Source organism: Pseudomonas oryzihabitans (assembly GCF_006384975.1).
Classification (GTDB): domain Bacteria; phylum Pseudomonadota; class Gammaproteobacteria; order Pseudomonadales; family Pseudomonadaceae; genus Chryseomonas; species Chryseomonas psychrotolerans_B.
In genome coordinates this window covers 4508256-4525377 of record NZ_CP021645.1, presented here as the reverse complement: position 1 = coordinate 4525377, position 17122 = coordinate 4508256, and the positions used below count along the sequence as shown (strand labels likewise).

Annotated in this window: 17 protein-coding genes; 6 read left to right on the top strand and 11 right to left on the bottom strand. The window is 63.4% G+C overall.

The features are described from left to right. The first annotated feature begins 62 nt into the window (after window positions 1-62). Window positions 63-428, top strand: coding sequence for a PilZ domain-containing protein (locus CCZ28_RS20330; protein ID WP_140220603.1), 366 nt, complete (start codon window positions 63-65; stop codon window positions 426-428). A gap of 379 nt (window positions 429-807) precedes the next feature. Here the strand turns inward: CCZ28_RS20330 and CCZ28_RS20325 are convergent, their stop codons facing one another. The 5 genes from CCZ28_RS20325 to CCZ28_RS20305 form a co-directional block, all read right to left on the bottom strand. Continuing rightward, window positions 808-1518 carry a copper resistance protein B gene (locus CCZ28_RS20325; protein ID WP_140220602.1) on the bottom strand — a complete coding sequence of 237 codons (711 nt, stop codon included), beginning with the start codon at window positions 1516-1518 and terminating at the stop codon, window positions 808-810. A gap of 86 nt (window positions 1519-1604) precedes the next feature. After that, the gene (gene radA / locus CCZ28_RS20320) at window positions 1605-2966 is read right to left on the bottom strand and encodes a DNA repair protein RadA (protein WP_140220601.1); all 1362 of its coding nucleotides are present in this window, start codon (window positions 2964-2966) and stop codon (window positions 1605-1607) included. 114 nt (window positions 2967-3080) lie between these two features. Further along, window positions 3081-3347, bottom strand: coding sequence for a hypothetical protein (locus CCZ28_RS20315; protein WP_140220600.1), 267 nt, complete (start codon window positions 3345-3347; stop codon window positions 3081-3083). Between the two features lie 149 nt (window positions 3348-3496). Then, window positions 3497-3706, bottom strand: coding sequence for a hypothetical protein (locus tag CCZ28_RS20310; RefSeq protein WP_140220599.1), 210 nt, complete (start codon window positions 3704-3706; stop codon window positions 3497-3499). Between the two features lie 94 nt (window positions 3707-3800). Continuing rightward, window positions 3801-4040, bottom strand: coding sequence for a YdcH family protein (locus CCZ28_RS20305; RefSeq protein WP_140220598.1), 240 nt, complete (start codon window positions 4038-4040; stop codon window positions 3801-3803). A 225-nt stretch (window positions 4041-4265) separates the two neighbouring features. Here CCZ28_RS20305 and mscL point away from each other — a divergent pair, with 225 nt between their 5' ends. Next, window positions 4266-4712: a large-conductance mechanosensitive channel protein MscL gene (gene mscL / locus CCZ28_RS20300; protein ID WP_140220597.1), complete on the top strand. Its 447-nt coding sequence runs from the start codon at window positions 4266-4268 to the stop codon at window positions 4710-4712. A 17-nt stretch (window positions 4713-4729) separates the two neighbouring features. Here the strand turns inward: mscL and CCZ28_RS20295 are convergent, their stop codons facing one another. Beyond that, complete coding sequence (locus CCZ28_RS20295; RefSeq protein WP_058768143.1) at window positions 4730-6286, bottom strand: TerC family protein; 1557 nt, start codon at window positions 6284-6286, stop codon at window positions 4730-4732. A 233-nt stretch (window positions 6287-6519) separates the two neighbouring features. Beyond that, window positions 6520-7296, bottom strand: a complete 777-nt coding sequence (locus tag CCZ28_RS20290) for a ferredoxin--NADP reductase (RefSeq protein WP_140220596.1) — start codon at window positions 7294-7296, stop codon at window positions 6520-6522. Between the two features lie 72 nt (window positions 7297-7368). Between CCZ28_RS20290 and CCZ28_RS20285 the strand changes: the two genes are divergently transcribed. Both CCZ28_RS20285 and cls read left to right on the top strand, forming a co-directional pair. Then, a complete protein-coding gene (locus CCZ28_RS20285) occupies window positions 7369-8499 on the top strand; it encodes a methyltransferase (RefSeq protein ID WP_140220595.1) in 1131 nt (376 codons plus the stop codon). A gap of 24 nt (window positions 8500-8523) precedes the next feature. After that, the gene (gene cls / locus CCZ28_RS20280; protein WP_140220594.1) at window positions 8524-9963 is read left to right on the top strand and encodes a cardiolipin synthase; all 1440 of its coding nucleotides are present in this window, start codon (window positions 8524-8526) and stop codon (window positions 9961-9963) included. A 468-nt stretch (window positions 9964-10431) separates the two neighbouring features. Here the strand turns inward: cls and CCZ28_RS20275 are convergent, their stop codons facing one another. The 3 genes from CCZ28_RS20275 to CCZ28_RS20265 form a co-directional block, all read right to left on the bottom strand. Continuing rightward, window positions 10432-12717 (bottom strand): 3'-5' exonuclease, encoded by a 2286-nt coding sequence (locus CCZ28_RS20275; RefSeq protein ID WP_140220593.1) that lies wholly within the window; start codon window positions 12715-12717, stop codon window positions 10432-10434. A gap of 370 nt (window positions 12718-13087) precedes the next feature. After that, window positions 13088-13960 (bottom strand): alpha/beta fold hydrolase, encoded by an 873-nt coding sequence (locus tag CCZ28_RS20270; protein WP_140220592.1) that lies wholly within the window; start codon window positions 13958-13960, stop codon window positions 13088-13090. Next, window positions 13957-14847: an alpha/beta fold hydrolase gene (locus CCZ28_RS20265; RefSeq protein ID WP_140220591.1), complete on the bottom strand. Its 891-nt coding sequence runs from the start codon at window positions 14845-14847 to the stop codon at window positions 13957-13959. The genes CCZ28_RS20270 and CCZ28_RS20265 overlap by 4 nt, the downstream gene beginning before the upstream one ends. Window positions 14848-14961: 114 nt before the next feature. Here CCZ28_RS20265 and CCZ28_RS20260 point away from each other — a divergent pair, with 114 nt between their 5' ends. Continuing rightward, window positions 14962-15339 carry a MerR family transcriptional regulator gene (locus CCZ28_RS20260; RefSeq protein ID WP_140220590.1) on the top strand — a complete coding sequence of 126 codons (378 nt, stop codon included), beginning with the start codon at window positions 14962-14964 and terminating at the stop codon, window positions 15337-15339. 88 nt (window positions 15340-15427) lie between these two features. Continuing rightward, on the top strand, window positions 15428-16309 hold the full coding sequence (locus tag CCZ28_RS20255) for a hypothetical protein (protein ID WP_240795185.1): 882 nt from the start codon (window positions 15428-15430) through the stop codon (window positions 16307-16309). Window positions 16310-16346: 37 nt separating this feature from the next. On the opposite strand, the gene CCZ28_RS25210 is transcribed toward CCZ28_RS20255, so the two are convergent. Next, entirely contained in the window at window positions 16347-17051 is a 705-nt protein-coding gene (locus CCZ28_RS25210) for a methyl-accepting chemotaxis protein (protein WP_437179236.1), read from the bottom strand. Between the last annotated feature and the right edge of the window lie 71 nt (window positions 17052-17122).

Here is a 17122-nt window from a genome sequence, read left to right as displayed (position 1 = left end):
AAGTCGATAACGGGACGACCAGGGTCGTCTACAGTGATCAGGAAACCTCAGGAAGTCAGCGCATGAACGACACCAACGAGCGTCGCCGCTTTACCCGCTTCAGCTTCGATGCACCTGCACAGTTGCACCAGGGTGAGCGCCAGTGGGCGGTATCCGTGGACGACATCTCGCTCAAGGGCGTGCTGCTGAGCCGACCCGCGGAGTGGGAACCCCAAGCGAGCGCGGCTTATCACCTGAAGATCCTGCTGAACGACGAGACCCAGGTGACCATGGAGGTGGAACTGGTCCGGGAAACGTCGGTGCAACTGGCCTTCGCCTGCCGGCAGATCGATCTGGATTCCATCAGCCACTTGCGGCGCCTGGTGGAGTTGAATCTCGGCGACGAGACGCTGCTGGAGCGCGAATTGGCGGCTTTGGGGACGCGCTAAGCAGAACATGGATGGTTGGGTTGAGCGAAAGCGAAGCCCAACGATGCCCAGGCGTCAACGCTGCCTGTTGGGCTTCGACGATGGAGCCGTCTCAACCCAACCTACACCAGGGGCCGGCACCCGTAGGTTGGGTTGAGCGTTAGCGAAGCCCAACGGTGCCCAGGCTTCAACGCTGCCTGTTGGGCTTCGACGATGGAGCCTTCTCAACCCAACCTACACCCGGGGCCGGCACCCGTAGGTTGGGTTGAGCGTTAGCGCAGCCCAACGGTGCCCAGGTTTCAACGCTGCCTGTTGGGCTTCGACGATAGAGCCGTCTCAACCCAACCTACGGTCATCGTGAGTCGGGTTGAGCGCAGCAAAACCCAAGGGTGCCTAGACACTAGAACTCCAGATGCAGACCCACCACCAGGCGGGCGTCGTGGGTGTCTTCGCCCTCTTCCCGCGCCATGGCGGCCGTGTTGCCGTGGGTCGCGTTCCAGGATACGCCGACGTAGGGCGCGATCTCGGGGGTCACCTGGTATCTCAGCCGCAGCCCGGCTTCGCTCTCGGCGAAGCCCGCGCCCTGCCCGCGGGCTTCATCGTTACGGCCATAGAAGTTCAGTTCGGTATGGGGCTGGAGGATCAGCCGCTGGGTCAGGGACCAGTCGTATTCGGCCTCCAGGCGCAGCGCCGTCTGGTTGTTCTCGCCGAAGAAGGCGGTGATCTCGATGTCGAGATCCTCGGGGTCGTGCTCCTGGATGCCCAGCGCAGCCCAGGTCTGCGGTGAGCCGGGCTTGAAGTCCTGGCGGATGCCGGCGACGCTGCCCCAGCCCTTGGTCAGTTCATGTCCCCAGAGCGCCTGCACCTCGGCCTGCTCGGTATGGCCGTTGGTGCGTTCGCCCTGGCTGCGGAAATCCAGGCGGTTGGCGCCCCTGCCGAAGGCCCAGCCTTCCAGGTCCCAGTTGAAGACGCTGCCCTCGTCGGCGCGCTGCCATTCGAGCTGATCCACTTCCAGGCTGGCCGGGGCGGAGCCACTGGGATCGGCGGCCTGGACCAGGGCACTGGTAGCGAGGCCGGCAAGGAATACGGAAAGCGCGAGCAAACGAGACATGGCGGGTATCCAGGGTCATGGAAGCGCCTGATAGACCACCCTGCCCCGCCGAGAGTTTTAAAAAATATTACAAATGCTGCCCAGCGCTATTCGAACAGCGCATCCAGCGCCTGCTCCAGGCGGGTCACCGCCACTACCTGCAAGCCCGGCGGCGGGTCCTTGGGCGCATTGCCCTTGGGCACGATGGCCCGCTTGAAGCCGTGTTTGGCGGCCTCCTTCAAGCGCTCCTGGCCACTGGGTACCGGGCGGATCTCGCCGGACAGGCCGATCTCGCCGAACACCAGCAGGTCGTGCGGCAGGGCGCGATCCCTCAGGCTGGAGATCACCGCGGACATCAGCGCCAGGTCGACCGCCGTTTCCAGCACCTTCACCCCTCCGACCACGTTGATGAAGACGTCCTGGTCGTAGGTGGGAATGCTGCCATGGCGATGCAGCACTGCCAGCAGCATGGCCAGGCGATTCTGATCCAGGCCGACGGTGACCCGCCGTGGGTTGGCCAGGTGACTGGTGTCGACCAGCGCCTGCACCTCGACCAGCATGGGCCGCGAGCCCTCCCAGGTGGCCATGACCACGCTGCCGGCCACCGCCTCCTGGGCGCGATTGAGAAAGATCGCCGAGGGGTTGGAGACCTCCTTGAGGCCCTTGTCGGTCATGCCGAACACGCCTAGTTCGTTGACCGCGCCGAAACGGTTCTTCACCGCCCGCAGCATCCGCAGGCGGCCATCGGATTCGCCCTCGAAATAGAGCACGGTATCGACCATGTGCTCGAGCACCCGCGGTCCCGCCAGGGCGCCTTCCTTGGTGACGTGGCCGACCAGGAAGATGGCGGTGCCGGTCTGCTTGGCGAAGCGCACCAGCAGGGCCGCGCTCTCGCGCACCTGGGCCACGCCGCCAGGGGCGGATTGCAGTTGCTCGGTGAAGATGGTCTGGATGGAGTCGATCACCATGACTCGCGGCTTTTCCTGGCGCGCAGTGGCGACGATGGTCTCGATGCAGGTCTCGGTCATCACCTTGAGCTTGTCTTCCGGCAGACCCAGGCGGCGAGCGCGCATGGCCACCTGCTGCTGGGATTCCTCACCGGTGACATAGAGCGCCGGCATGCGCGCGGCGAGATGGCAAAGGGTCTGCAAGAGGATGGTGGACTTGCCGATGCCAGGGTCACCGCCGATCAGCACCACGGAGCCGTCCACCAGGCCACCACCGAGCACGCGGTCCAACTCGGTGGAATCGGTGGTGAAGCGCGGGGTTTCCTCGACACTGACTTCGGCCAGGGTCTTGATCGTCGCCTGCTGACCGGCCCAACCGGCCCGCCCGGAGGGCACGGCGGAGGTCTCGACGATGGTTTCCACCAGGGTGTTCCAGGCGCCGCACTCGCCGCACTGGCCTGCCCATTTGGGAAAGGTGGCACCGCATTCGGTGCAGCCGTAGAGACGCTTGGCCTTGGCCATGGCGGAATTCTCCAGTCGAGAAGGAAAGGCTCTGAGCATACCACGACTGGATACATAGACAGTAAAAAGGCGCGATCCTGGGGAGCGCGCCTCTTTGGCCTGCCGGCTTGAAGACTAGTTGCCCTCGCCCGGTTGACGCAGCATGGTCAGTGCCTGGTTGGCCTGGGCGATGCAAGTCTTCTCATCACCGGCCTTGTGGGCTTCCATGGCGTTCTTGCGGAAGTTGGCGATCTGCTGCGCCTGGGAACTGCCCGGGCCGATCATGTTGGTTTTCATCTTGCTGGCATCGTCCAGCTTCTGCAGCTGGATGCTACAGAGATCCTTGGCGAATACGGGTGCGGCGGCAAACATCATCAGGGCGATCAAAGCGGTACGCTTCATGGGGACATCCTCGTTGGGAGGGCCAGGTAGGCCGGAGTAACCTCGCTCACCCCGTGAAACTCGTTTGGGGTACCCGATTGACCACCAAGCGTCACTCGTCGTTCAGCACGAGCTTTTCAAGGCCGAATGTTTGGCCAGTGTTTCTAGAATCAGTGTTTTAGCATCGACACCCCGGTATCGCTGTTCCGCAGCCAGCTCGGTAGCGACTGTTGCCAGAGCTCCTGCTCCAGGCGGTGCTGGCAGGCCAGCAGGCGGCTGTATTCCGCGAATTCCCGGTGCACTCGGCGGCGTTGCTCTTCCACGGCCGCTTCGGTGATCCATAGGTGCCACTGTAGGTACATCGCCTCTTCGTCTGTCATCGGCTCCTCTCCTGAAGGAGCCATCATGGCAACGCCAAACGCCCTTGCCAATCGCGATAAGCGAAGCCCGACGACAGGCGCCGGGCCTGGGTCTCTAGGAGGGGTATTTCAGCTGCTGGGCGATCTTGTCCTTGAGCAGGACGCGCTCGCGCCGCAGCCGACCCAGTTCTTCGTCGCCGCTGGACTCTTCCACCGCTTCCAGGTCGAGGATCTGCTGGTCGAGCGCCTGGTAATCCTCGAGTAGCTTGGCGAACGCCGGATCGGACTGCGGACGGCTATCGAGCTGCTCGGCATATTCGGGAAAGTCTTTGTGCAGGTCGTGTTTGGCAACCATCTGAGGCTCCTGGGCTCTGAATGTTGAAGTCGCGAAGGCCACCGCCCTCGTCGTACAAGGGTGGACCCAAGCCCTTCACCAAAGTGCGACAGCCACGACCAGCTGCCGATTTCCAGGGAATTTGCCGCTACCAGGGAACCCAAAGACCGTTAGCGAGGCTCCAAAACCGAGCGAAGCGGTCAAAATCGGCTATCTTCTCTTCGAAATCATCCAAAGGAGTGCAGCATGAGTATTCTCGCCGAGTTCAAGAAGTTCGCCATGAGGGGCAACGTGGTCGACCTGGCGGTCGGTATCATCCTGGGTGCCGCTTTCGGCAAGATAGTGTCGTCCTTCGTGGCCGACATCATCACGCCGCCGCTGGGTCTGCTGCTGGGCGGCGTGGACTTCTCGCAGCTGGCGATCACCCTGAGAGCGGCGGTGGGCGACAAGCCGGCGGTGGTGATGTCCTACGGCAAATTCCTGCAGACCATCTTCGACTTCGTGATCATCGCCTTCGCCATCTTCATGGCGATCAAGGTGCTCAACCGTCTGCGCCTGCATCAGGAAGCCGCACCGTCCGGTCCGACCAAGGACCAGGTACTGCTGACCGAAATCCGCGACCTGCTCAAGGAGCAGAACAGCAAGGTGACCGAGGCGCCTGTAGTCAAACAGGAACCGCCGATCACCCCTTAGTTCTAGTAGACCCCGCCTCACTCGGAGGCGGGTCGCTCCAGGCGGATCCAGCCGATCCGCCGATCCTTGACCGACTCGACCGTCAGTTGCCAGCCCTGGTATTCCAGGCGGTCGCCCACCGTCGGCAGACGTCCCAGCAGGTCCACCACCAATCCGCCCAGGGTCTGATAGTCCTCGTTTTCCTCCACCTGGAAGCCGGTGCGCTGGGCCAGCGGATGCAGATTCAGGCCGCCGCTGGCGCGATAGCCGTTCTCCACCTTTTCCAGCTCCGGCAGGCTGTCCTCGCTGGCGTCCGGCAATTCGCCGGCGATGGCCTCGAGGATGTCGGTGAGGGTCAGCAGGCCTTCGAAGCCGCCGAATTCGTTGACCACGAAGGCCACGTGGGTCGAGGCCGCACGCAACTGTTCCAGGGCGCTGAGCACCGTGGCCTGAGCCGGCAGGTGGATGGGGGTACGTACGCGATTGCGCAGGTCGGGGGTCTGGCCCTGCAGGATGTCGGCGAACAGCTCCTTCTTGTGCACGTAGCCCAGGGGTTCGTCGATGTTGCCGTTTACCACCAGCGGCAGACGCGAGTGGGCCGAGGCCAGCAGTTGCTCGCGCAGGCGCTCCGGGGCGGCGTCGGCATCGAGGATGTCGACATCGGCACGGGCGGTCATCACCGCACGCACCGGGCGCTCGCCCAGTTGCAGCACGCCGCTGATCATCAACCGCTCCCGGCGATCGAACACCGGGCCTTCGCCCTTCTCGCCATCCATCAGCTCGGCGATGTCCTCGTCCACCTCGTCTTCACGCAGGCGCCCGCCCAAGAGCCGCAGCACGGCCTGGGAGGTGCGCTCGCGCATGCCATGCCGCTCGTGCAACTGGCGTTTGCGTTTCCAGCGCACCACCTGGTTGGCCAGCTCGATGAGGATCGAGAAGCCGATGGCGGCGTACAGATAGCCCTTGGGAATGTGGAAACCCAGGCCTTCGGCGGTCAGGCTCAGGCCGATCATCATCAGGAAGCCCAGGCACAGCATGATCACCGTGGGGTGGGCGTTGACGAAGGCGGTCAGCGGCTTGCTCGCCACCAGCATCAGGCCGATGGAGATGATCACGGCGATCATCATCACGCTCAGGTGCTCGACCATGCCCACCGCGGTGATGACGGCGTCCAGCGAGAACACGGCGTCGAGCACCACGATCTGCGCCACCACCGGCCAGAAGGCGGCGTAGGTGCGGCTGCCCCCGGTCTTGTGGGTGTGGCCCTCGATGCGTTCGTGCAGCTCGGTGGTGGCCTTGAACAGCAGGAAGATACCGCCGAACAGCATGATGAGGTCGCGGCCGGAGAAGGCCTTGCCGAATACCTCGAACAACGGTTCGGTGAGGGTGACCATCCAGGAGATGCTGGCCAGGAGGCCCAGGCGCATGATCAGCGCCAGCGACAGGCCGATGACGCGCGCCTTGTCGCGCTGCGCGGGCGGCAGCTTGTCGGCGAGGATGGCGATGAAGACCAGGTTGTCGATGCCCAGGACGATTTCCAGGACGATCAAGGTGAGCAAGCCCAGCCAGGCAGTGGGATCGGCGATCCATTCCATTAGCAGGACACCTCCGCCAGAAGAGGCCGAACGGCCGCGGAGGTCATGAAGCGGGAGGGGGTGTCAGCCGCACCTGGCCAGGGGGCCGGGGGCGGCTCGGATCTGTCACTGCTCATCGGGACTCGGAAAGTAGCCTTGGAATCTCCGATCCTAGAGCAAGGCCAGCCTAAAACTAAAGGTCTAACCTTTTCCAATTGTGAAGAAATCGTAAAGACGCCCGCCGCGCCCTACCGCTACCAGTAGTTTTCCACGGCTACCTGTCCCGGCCGGCGGCTCAGCGCCAGTTGCAGATCGCGGGTCTTGAGCAACTGGCGGGTGTCGTCGACCATCTTCGGATTGCCGCAGATGAGGATGCGCGAATGCTCGGGCGAGAGCGCAACGCCAGCGGCGCGTTCCAGCTCGCCGTTCTCGATCAGGGCGGTGATGCGGCCGCGCAGGGCGCCAGGATGGTCTTCGCGGGTCACCACGGGCACATAGACCAGGCGGTCGGTGAGACCTTCGAGGTGCTCCACCTGGTCGTAGCCGTGGATGACCTCCTGGTAGGCCAGGTCGCGGGCCTCGCGCACGCTGTAGACCAGCATGATGCGCTCGAAGCGCTCCCAGGTGTCGGGCTCCTGCAGCATCGACAGGAAGGGCGCGAGGCCCGTGCCGGTGGCCAGCAGCCAGAGATCGCGACCGCCGCCGAAGCGCTCCAGGGTGAGATAGCCGTAGGGCTGCTTTTCCACCAGCAGCTCGTCGCCCTCGCGCAGACGGCTCAGTTCGCTGGTGAAGGCGCCGCCGGGCACCACGATGGAGAAGAATTCGAGGAATTCATCGTGGGGCGCCGAGACCATGGAGTAGGCGCGCCAGACCACGTCGCCATCGGCCTTGCGCACGCCCAGGCGGGCGAACTGGCCGGCACGGAAGCGAAAGCGCGGATCACGGGTGGTCCTCAGGCTGAAGAGGTTGTCGCTCCAGGGCCAGACGGCGGTGATCGTCTCGCGGGTGAACTTGTCTTCGGTGGCGGTCATACTGGCCTCTTTTTCCCGATTGCTTAGAGCCATTGTCCCGCACTGGGCCGCCGATAAACACCGACAGATACCATGCCTTCTCTCGTCTCGCCCTTCGCCACCCTCGAACTCGACCGTCAGCCGCCCCGCCGCGACGATCCCCTGCAGGCCTTCGACGCCGCCGACGAATACCTGCTGCAGCAGGTCGCCGAAAGCGGTCTGGACCCCGCCGCCCGGGTGCTGGTGCTCAACGACGCCTTCGGCGCCCTGGCGGCCAGCCTGGCCGGCCACGCCCGGGTGACTTCCAGTGGCGACTCGCACCTGGCGGCCCTGGCGCTGCAGGCGAACCTGGCGCGCAACGGCCTGGCCGCCGACGCCGTGACCTTCGTGCCGGCCAGTGAAGCGACCAGCGGTCCCTTCGACCTGGTGCTGGTGCGGGTGCCCAAGACCCTGGCCCTGCTGGAAGAACAACTGATTCGCCTGCACGGCCAACTGGCGCCCGGTGCCCGGGTGATCGCCGCCGGGATGCTCAAGCACCTGCCGCGCGCTGCGGGGGATTTGCTGGAACGCCATATCGGCCCGGTGCAGGCGTCGCTGGCGGTGAAGAAGGCGCGACTGCTCTTCGCTACCCCCGAAACTCGTCCAGCAGTGGCTTCGCCCTACCCCTCGCGTTATCGCCTGGAGTCACCGGCGCTGACGCTGATCAACCACGCCAACGTCTTCTGCCGCGAAGGCCTGGACATCGGCACCCGCGCCTTCCTGCCGCACCTGCCCCGGGGGCTGGGGAGCGCACGGGTAGCAGACCTCGGCTGTGGCAATGGCGTGCTGGCCCTGGCCTGCGCCCTGGCCAACCCCGAGGCGCAATTCACCCTGGTCGACGAGTCCTACATGGCGGTGCAGTCGGCGCGGGAGAACTGGGCCGCGGCCTTCCCCGACCGGCCGGCCACCTTCCGCGCTGCCGACGGCCTGGCCGACCAGCCGCCGCGCTCGCTGGAGCTGATCCTGTGCAATCCGCCCTTCCACCAGCAGCAGGTGGTGGGTGACTTCCTCGCCTGGCGCATGTTCCAGCAGGCGCGGGCGGCGCTGACCGAGCAAGGCGAACTCTGGCTGGTGGGTAATCGCCACCTGGGTTATCACGTCAAACTCAAGCGGCTGTTCAAGCGTGTCGAACAGATCGCCGCGACGCCGAAATTCGTGGTACTGAAGGCGGTCCAACCTCTCTGATCCGCCCCGGAGAAGGATACCCGAGTGCCGCAACTACCCCTCGACCTCCACTACATCGCCCTGCTCATCGAGCTGATCGGCATCAGCGCGGCGGTGCACGCCATCGTCACGGTACGCACCGCCCAGGGTGCCATGGCCTGGGCCATGGCACTGGTGTTCATGCCCTTCCTCAGCCTGATTCCCTATCTGGTGTTCGGCCGGCGGCGCTTCGACAGCTACGTGAAGGCGCGGCGCCAGGCCGACGAGGAGATGGCGCGCCAGGCCGCCGAGCTGGACTGGCGCCCCTGGATCGCCGAGGCCATGGCCGCCCAGCAGTGCAGCGCGGCCAACCGCAAGCTCAAGGCCATGACCGCCCTTACCGGCACGCCCTGCGTGGCCAACAACCAGGTGCGGCTGCTGGTCAACGGCGAGGAGACCTTCGCCGCCATTCTCGGCGCCATCCGCGCTGCCCAGAAAGTCGTGCTGGTGCAATTCTTCATCATCCATGACGACACCCTGGGCCTGGCCTTGCAGAACACCCTGCTCGACCGCGCCCGCGCCGGGGTCAAGGTGTTCCTGCTGTATGACGCTATCGGCAGCCACGCCCTACCGCGCGCCTACGTAGAGAAACTGCGTGAGGCCGGCTGCGAGGTGAAGGGCTTCAGCAACAGACGCGGGCTGATCAACAGATTCCAGGTCAACTTCCGCAACCACCGCAAGATCGTGGTGGTGGACGGCGAGGTGGGCTTCACCGGCGGGCTCAACGTCGGCGATGAATACATGGGACTCAAGCCGCCGCTGGCGCCCTGGCGCGACACCCACCTGGAGTTGCGTGGCCCGGCGCTGGTCACCCTGCAGGAGTGCTTCGCTCAGGATTGGTACTGGGTGACCCGGCAATTGCCCAGCCTGCTGTTGCCGGAGCGCTACGAGGACGGTGGGGTGCTCTGCCAGGTGGTGCCCAGCGGCCCGGCGGACGATCAGGAGACCTGTTCGCTGTTCTTCGTCGAGGCCATCCACTCGGCGCGCCATCGCGTCTGGATCACCTCGCCCTACTTCATTCCCGACGAAGCCGTTTCGGCAGCACTGCGCCTGGCCGCCCTGCGCGGGGTCGACGTGCGCATCCTGCTGCCCTCGCGGCCCGATCACAAGGTGGTCTATGCGGCCTCCTACCTCTATGCCTTCGAGGCGGTACACGCCGGCATCCGGGTGTTCCGCTACGGCCCGGGCTTCCTGCACCAGAAGGTGGTGCTGATCGACGAGGACGTAGCCGCGGTGGGCAGCGCCAACCTGGACAACCGCTCATTCCGCCTCAATTTCGAGGTCATGGTGATGGTGATGGACGTCCAGTTCGCCTGGGAGGTGCGCAAGATGCTGGAATACGACTTCAGCCGCTCGCGCGAACTCACCCCAGAGGACAACAACGCCCTGCGTCGCTGGCGGCGGGTGGCCATGCGGGTCGCGCGGGTGTTCTCGCCGGTACTCTGAGCATTCGTTACAAGGCCACAGGCAGCGAAAGGTGCTGGTTTCCGAAACAAGGGCGACTCCTCGTCAGCGAAGGCCTTAATCGGCGGCTCCGGATTTTCGAATTAGCTGCGACTGCTGGTGGCAATTAATGCAATGGCTCTAGGTTCTGCTAGTAATAGCTACGAATGTCTGCGGAATTTTCGGTAGACAATTTAGAGATAGCCTTTAATGGCGAGGGAAAAGCTCGAAGGGCTGTTATCGAACCAAAGCTGCCATTGCGGTAGGGCAGCTAGCGGCCAGTGATTCCAATAAATAAATTTGTCCCCTTTCCGTTTCGTGCCGCCGGCGGTTACCGAAGAAAAACCTAATTCTGTGTCCGGGAATGTTAATCACTACAAAGCTGAGGACAATCGCACTGCCGGGCAGTCCCTACAGTGCGATTTCAATTCAGACTGCTAATCCTGAATATGGAGGCGAAAAGCCAGGTGGTCAGGCTTCAACTGGGAGGATCTCACCTTGGCGATACCGGGCTTCGTTGCAGTCTTTAACGATGGCCTGGATGAATCGAGATGCAGGATAACTTGCGTTTGGGCTATAGGTCATGAAGAGCGACTCTCGAGCACGGGTCATGGCCACATAAAGCCTTGAGGTTTCACGAGCGAGCTCGTGAGACTGAATGTTTGACTGCGGCAAAACACCTTCAACTAACCCCATGATGAGGACGGTCGCGAATTCATGGCCTTTGGCAGATTCGATCGTACTGATCTTCACATTGTCGCTTTCGTAGTGAACATCTTGCCTCAGCTCTGCGTTGGAAATGCCTTTAGCCTCCAGTGCAACTCGAACTTCCTCGCGAAGGGATTTCTGAGGGGCGATTACGCAAATCTGCCCTGCGGTTTGCCCCATGGCGAGCAGCGCATACACCTGACGTGCTACGGCCTCGACTTCATCATGGGTGGTGGCACACCGCAGCAGAAGTGGACGCTCTCCGTGGCGTTTAGCAAAATCGGGCAGTGAAGGCTTTTGAACTTCGTCTTCATCAGTGTCGGAGAACTCAAATTGCGACACTAAATTGAACGCGGCGGTCAGAATTTCGTGGGTGTTTCTGTAGTTCTTCTTGAGGCTAACGCTTCGTCCAATGACATCGATGCCAGCGCGTTTGAGAGCAAACCCGCGCTTATAGATGCTTTGAGCACCGTCTCCTGCTAGGAACAAGCCGTTCTCGACGTCTGCTAATCGCGCGCCATCTGGTGTCGTCAGCTTGCTCAGCAATACAACGTCCAGTTCAGTCAGATCCTGAACCTCGTCAATAAGAATGCAGCGGAACTGGACTTTCTGATCTTCGTTATTGATCAACGATCCAACCGCTTGGGATACGATTAGCTCATGGTCGATAATGCCGTTGCCCTCTAGACCGGCAACGTATGCCTCAACAGCTCGTACCATCAATTCACGCGAGGTCTTATTGAGGGGAATTGCGCGGCCACGGCGATGGAATATGGACGAGTCCAGATAGGCCTTGAAGTCGGTAGGGCATAGGCGACCTCGCACATACTCGAACTCCTCCTTGAGGAAGCTACGAAGCTCTTGATCGGACATCGAAGCCATCGGTGTCTTGGCGAAGCTTGGATCGTTTTTGAGATTGATGATGCAGGTGCTCAGGAGCTGGTGCTGCACTTCGGGTGATAATGGTGCGCGACCGTGCAAATCACTGCTTGCGTCTCGTGCGAGCGAGTTCATCGTTTTGGTATAGATGAGATGACGCTCATGCCCGCACAGGTCTTCCACTAGCCTCTGAAGAAGGCTGCTCATGCTCTGAGTTAAGGTGACCAGGAGCACGGGCTGGTTGTACTTTTTTGCCAGGAAACGAGCGCGGTGAACCAGTACCGAGGTCTTACCGCTACCGGAAACGCCACGTAGGCGTGCCGGGCCGCGGTACTCGCGTTGAGCGATTTTCTTCTGTTCGGGATGGAGGAACAGCATCCACTCAGAGAAGGTTTTCTTACTGAAGAAATCGTCTAGAAGGCCCGCATCATCGAACGTGACGAAATGCTCGGCATTGATGATCGACTGCATTTCATTCAGAAGGTTCTCGTCGGCGATTGCCTGCGGGCGCCCCTGGATACCCATGCGCTGGTTGACCTCTCCCCACTCTTTGCCGTGGCTCAACACCAACAGGTCAAACAGCAGGCTTGCAGATTCGTAGTCACCAAGGGCATCAAGCTTTTCCAAGATGCCAGCCGCGTCCTGCTCGTACTGCTCGCCAGTCACTTTTTTTGCGAATTCTTTCTGAGCGTCTGTACATGGCAGCCTAGACCAATCGGTCTCAGGCACGTAGCGAAGCAGAGGTGAAAGTAAGTCGATTTCAGGGCTGTCTAGATCAAGCCTGTCGGCCGGGATGTGGCGCTGCTCATCGTAGGTGATCGGGAGAAAATTCAACGTGCCGTCGCTAGGGCTCTTCACCCAAGTGTAGTTTCGATGGCTGTCGAGCCATCTCTCTGCCTCGTCGTGGGTGCCTACAAAAAGGAATGCACGGGATTTTTTTACACCGTCAACCAACTGAACGACGAGCCTGTAAGCGTCGGGTAGATCAAATTTCTCGACGTTCTTCAGCCGGCTCTCTCCATGCTTCGTCCTTGGTAAGGATTCGATCGTACCGTTCGTACCTGCTTCGGTCATCGCAGCGCGAACGGCCTGTACGATTTTTTTCTGACCGATGCTGTTCAGCTTTCTCAGGTAGCTGTTGAAGCGGCTGGTATAGATTACGGGTTCCATCATCGTCCTTGGTGCAGAGTCGTCTGCAGATCACTTGCCCACGAAAGGCCCCAAACACCGGAGGCCTGACCAGAATGAGGTTATAGCACTCGATAATAGCTATAGGCCATTGAATCAGGATCGAATTGAACTCCAGGTTATTACATTAGCTATTTGGCCTTAGGTAGCTCCATAATCCTTCTGAGGGCCAGTCCCGCTTTTGGCCGCTAGCTGCCCTACGGCAACGGCTGCTTTTGGTTGACTGCTGTCATTGGCTTACTCCGGTTTTGGTATTTCCAGAATTTCGCCACAGTTTCGGAAATCGATAAGGCCTTGCGACGGCGCCACCTACTTGTGCTCCGTACCGCCGCCTTTGAATAGACTCATTCGCTCAACGCTTACCTTCGAGAAAGGGTCGTAGCGCGGCCAGTACTTCCTGTGGTGACTCCTCCGGTTGCAGATGCCCACCGGGCACAGCGCACCCACGCACGTCGAGCGCCCAGCGGCGCCAGATGGCCAAGGGCGATTCGCCCCCTTGCTGCTCAGGCCAGAGCACCAGCAACGGACACATCAGAAGATGCCCCCGCGCCTGGTCAGCGAGATCGTCGGCCAGGTCATCATCGGCGCCGGCGCGATAGTCCTCGCAGATGGCCCGGCGCACCTCTGGATCGCGAAAGGCTTGGCGATAGGCCGCCAGGGCCTGGGGTTCGACCTGTTCCAGACCGCCGGCCATGCGCGCCAGGGCCTGATCGAGAAAGGCCTCGGGAGCAGCCGCCAGCAGTCGCTCGGGCAGGTCCGCCGGCTGGGCGAGAAAGGTCCAGTGGAAATTCGCCAGGCTGCGCTCGCGGCCGAAGGCCTGCCAGACTTCCGGCGTGGGAACCACGGTGAGCGAGGCATAGCGTTCGACCCGCGCGGGATGATCCAGGGCCAGGCGATAGCCGACGCGGCCACCCCGGTCATGACCGATCACTGCGAAGCGCGGCAGGCCGAGTGCGTCCATCAGCTCCACTAGGGCCGCCGCCACGCGCCGCTTGGTCCAGCGCGAGCGGTGGTCGAGCTGGCGGCTGGCGCCGTAACCCGGCAGGTCGGGCACCACGACCCGATAGTGCTGGGCCAGCACCGGAGCGATGTAGCGCCAGGCCAGGTGGGTCTGGGGATAGCCGTGCAGCAGCAGGACCGTCGGGCCCTGGCCGCCGATCACGCCCCGAAAGGCGGCCGAGGCCGTGTCCTGGCTGAGCGGGGTAAAACCGGGGAAGGCGGTCATGGCTGGGGGCGCTCCAGGTGGTCGACAAAGATGGCCAGATCATGATTAAAGCGTGGCGCTTCTTCCAGAAAGGGCGCATGGCCGGAAGCAGCATAGCGCGTGGCCGTGAGGCGCGGATTCAGCGCCTGGGCCCGGGCGATAGAGGCCTCGGGTCGCACCAGGGCGTCCTGTTCACCATAGAGCAGCCAGAGCGGTACGCGCATCCGGCCCAGTCCCTTGGCGGCGGCGACATCCTGTTGCTGCACAGCACTCTGCATGTCCCAGGAAGCCATGGCAGCGGTGGCGTACAGCTGCTGGAACAGCTCCGGCGCGGGCGGTGTGGCGAAGCAGAGGGCGAGGAAGGTGCGGATCGCTTCCAGATGGGTGCGCAGGTCGGGGGAGACCAGATCCCGATAGACCTCGGGATGCGGCACGATCTGCGCCGAGGCCAGTTCGATTACGCCGTCCACGTAGACCACACCGGCGAGGTCGGCATCGCCATGCCGGGCCAGGTAGTTGGAGATCACCGTGGCGCCCAGCGACCAGCCCACCAGCACGGGCCGGTGGGCACCGGTGGCGGCGATGACTGCCGACAGGTCGTCGGCCCAGCGACGGCCTTCGCGATAGGGCGCGGCGCCGACTGGCTTGCCGGACTGGCCATGGCCGCGCAGGTCGTAGGTGATCAGGCGGAAGCGGCTCAATTCGGGGCTGGCGAGCTGGGCCTGCCAATTCAACCGGCTGCCCAGCAGGCCGTGGATGAAGATGATGGGCACACCCTTGGGATCGCCCTGCTCCTGGACGGCCAGCGCTACGCCGTCGGGAGCGGTCACCCGCCATTCGCGGGCCTGGGCGGCCAGACTGGTCAGACTCAGCAGCAGGATCGGCAAGAGCAGGCGCAACGGACGCATGGCAGGTCTCCGATAAAAAGGGACGGCCAGTGTCGAGGCTGACACCAATGTGAGGGTCAAGCAGCGTTGCGCCATGCGATAGTGGCGGGCACTCCCTAGCGCCGGATCGTCGTCATGACTGCAGCCTCGCCTTCCCTCAGCATCGGTCAGCTCGCTGCCGCCACCGGGGTCAGCGTACGTTCACTGCGCCACTACGAGGCCCAGGGCCTGCTGGTGGCGGGCCGCGGTGCCAATGGCTATCGCCACTTTCCGGCCAGCGCCGTGACCCAGGTCCGGCAGTTGCAGCGGCTGCTCGGCGCCGGCTTCAGCCTGGCAGAGATCCGCGGCTTTCCCGACTGCATGCGACTGATCGAGGGCGCCCTGGCCTGTCCGGAGACCTCGGCAGCCCAGCGCGAGCGGCTGCGGACGCTGGAACGGCAGATCGACGAACTGGAGAGCCGGCGTGTTCGCCTGTTGCAGATGCTGCGCGACAGTGAGGCCGCCCAGGCCTGAGCGCACGGGAACCGCGCCCTGGCCTACCGGTCCCAACCTCGGGTCGGCCAGACCAGCACGGTTCGGGCACCCTGCCGAGGACGACGTCATGCGCTCCCTTCTGATCACCGCCCTCTTCGCCAGCGGGCTGTTGTCTTCAGGTGCCGCCAACGCCGACGCACGCAGCGTGCCCTCCATCGAGAGCGAGGATGCTAGCTTGGGCAGCGTGGACGTCAGCGAGGCCTCTGGACGCTTCCATCCGCAGCTGGGCCTCGACGTCCGTAACGGCGACTTCTCCCGCGGCAACTACGATGACGACGCGGCCAGTCTCGACCGCATCCCGCTGCACGCCCAGGTCGGTTTCGCCCTCGACCTGCACCAGGCGCCCGGGGGTGCGACCGACGCCTGGCTAGTATTCAGCAGCAGTAATGGCTTCCATACGCCGTCCCACGACGAGCGGGTCAGCCCGCGACGCTGGTACGAGAGCAACAACTTGCTGGGTCTGGTGGTATCGCCGACGGAGGGCTTACGGGTCGGCTTCGTCTATACGGTCAAGACCAGTCCCAACGATGTGGCGGCCACGACCCAGGAGGCCAGCCTGACCCTGGCCTACCAGGCCGACTCGGGCCTGGGCGCCTGGCGACCGGGCCTGGCGGTGACCACCCGTACCCAGGGCGATGGCGGCCTCTATACCCAGGGCAGCCTGGAGCCGGGGCTGGATCTCTCGCCGAATGGCCTGCGCCTGAGTTTTCCCAGCGCCCTGGGGGTGGGCTGGAACGGCTTCTATGGCCCGGATTCCGGCGACCGCCTCTATGCCCGCACCGGCCTGGCGCTGGAGCAGCCCTTTCGCTGGGGCGAGACGCGCTGGAGCGCCCGCGCCGAGGCCCTGGCGCTCTATCGCGACGGCGCCTTGCGCGAGTTGAGCGGCCCGGACGGCGAAACCGACAGCCTGGTGCCCCAGGTGACCCTCAGCCTGTCCATGGCCTACTAGCCCACGGGCGCCCGAACGACCGGCGTCCGCGCGCCGATCAGACGCGGAAGTGCCGCAACTGCGTCTGCAGGCCCTGGCCGAGCAGGGCGAGATCGGCGGACGCCTGATTGGTCTGGGCACTGGAGGTCGCCGCCTGATCGGCGATTTCACGCACGTTCAACACGCTGCGATTGACCTCCTCGGCGACCGAACTCTGCTCCTCGGCAGCCGTGGCGATCTGTTGCGTCATGACTTGGACCCCAGCGATGCCCGCGCAGATATGCTCGAGCGCCGTACCGGTGTCGCGTATCAGAGCGACGCTGTTGGACGTCAGGTTGCGACTGGCGCTCATGCGCTCCACCACGGTCAGGGTTCCGGTTTGCAACGCCTCGACCAGTTGCTGGATCTCCTGGGTGGACTGCTGGGTCCGCTGGGCCAGGGCGCGAACCTCATCGGCGACGACCGCGAAACCCCGCCCGGCTTCCCCGGCCCGGGCCGCCTCGATGGCGGCGTTGAGGGCCAGCAGGTTGGTTTGCTCGGCGACTGACTTGATGACGTCCAGGACGTTGACGATCTTGCTGCTTTCCGCCTCCAGTTGGTTCATCGCCAGAGCGGCCTGCTCGACCTCGGCGGACAGTTGGTCGATCTGCTGCACCGTCTGCCTCACCACCTGAGTACCGTCGCTGGCATGCTGCACCGCGCTATCCGCCGCTTCCGCGGTTTGCACGGCGTTGCGAGCCACGTCCTGCACCGAGGTGGCCATCTGGTGCATGGCGGTGGCGACCCGCTCGATTTCCTGTTTCTGCTCCTGGGTGCCGCGCAGACTGGTATCGG

What these genes read in the sequence shown, in the direction of transcription:
- CCZ28_RS20330 (WP_140220603.1), top strand. Translation starts at nt 63, where the DNA reads ATGAACGACACCAACGAGCGTCGCCGCTTTACCCGCTTCAGCTTCGAT.
- CCZ28_RS20325 (WP_140220602.1), bottom strand. Translation starts at nt 1,518, where the DNA reads ATGTCTCGTTTGCTCGCGCTTTCCGTATTCCTTGCCGGCCTCGCTACC.
- radA (WP_140220601.1), bottom strand. Translation starts at nt 2,966, where the DNA reads ATGGCCAAGGCCAAGCGTCTCTACGGCTGCACCGAATGCGGTGCCACC.
- CCZ28_RS20315 (WP_140220600.1), bottom strand. Translation starts at nt 3,347, where the DNA reads ATGAAGCGTACCGCTTTGATCGCCCTGATGATGTTTGCCGCCGCACCC.
- CCZ28_RS20310 (WP_140220599.1), bottom strand. Translation starts at nt 3,706, where the DNA reads ATGACAGACGAAGAGGCGATGTACCTACAGTGGCACCTATGGATCACC.
- CCZ28_RS20305 (WP_140220598.1), bottom strand. Translation starts at nt 4,040, where the DNA reads ATGGTTGCCAAACACGACCTGCACAAAGACTTTCCCGAATATGCCGAG.
- mscL (WP_140220597.1), top strand. Translation starts at nt 4,266, where the DNA reads ATGAGTATTCTCGCCGAGTTCAAGAAGTTCGCCATGAGGGGCAACGTG.
- CCZ28_RS20295 (WP_058768143.1), bottom strand. Translation starts at nt 6,286, where the DNA reads ATGGAATGGATCGCCGATCCCACTGCCTGGCTGGGCTTGCTCACCTTG.
- CCZ28_RS20290 (WP_140220596.1), bottom strand. Translation starts at nt 7,296, where the DNA reads ATGACCGCCACCGAAGACAAGTTCACCCGCGAGACGATCACCGCCGTC.
- CCZ28_RS20285 (WP_140220595.1), top strand. Translation starts at nt 7,369, where the DNA reads ATGCCTTCTCTCGTCTCGCCCTTCGCCACCCTCGAACTCGACCGTCAG.
- CCZ28_RS20275 (WP_140220593.1), bottom strand. Translation starts at nt 12,717, where the DNA reads ATGGAACCCGTAATCTATACCAGCCGCTTCAACAGCTACCTGAGAAAG.
- CCZ28_RS20270 (WP_140220592.1), bottom strand. Translation starts at nt 13,960, where the DNA reads ATGACCGCCTTCCCCGGTTTTACCCCGCTCAGCCAGGACACGGCCTCG.
- CCZ28_RS20265 (WP_140220591.1), bottom strand. Translation starts at nt 14,847, where the DNA reads ATGCGTCCGTTGCGCCTGCTCTTGCCGATCCTGCTGCTGAGTCTGACC.
- CCZ28_RS20260 (WP_140220590.1), top strand. Translation starts at nt 14,962, where the DNA reads ATGACTGCAGCCTCGCCTTCCCTCAGCATCGGTCAGCTCGCTGCCGCC.
- CCZ28_RS20255 (WP_240795185.1), top strand. Translation starts at nt 15,428, where the DNA reads ATGCGCTCCCTTCTGATCACCGCCCTCTTCGCCAGCGGGCTGTTGTCT.
- CCZ28_RS25210 (WP_437179236.1), bottom strand. Translation starts at nt 17,051, where the DNA reads ATGGCCACCTCGGTGCAGGACGTGGCTCGCAACGCCGTGCAAACCGCG.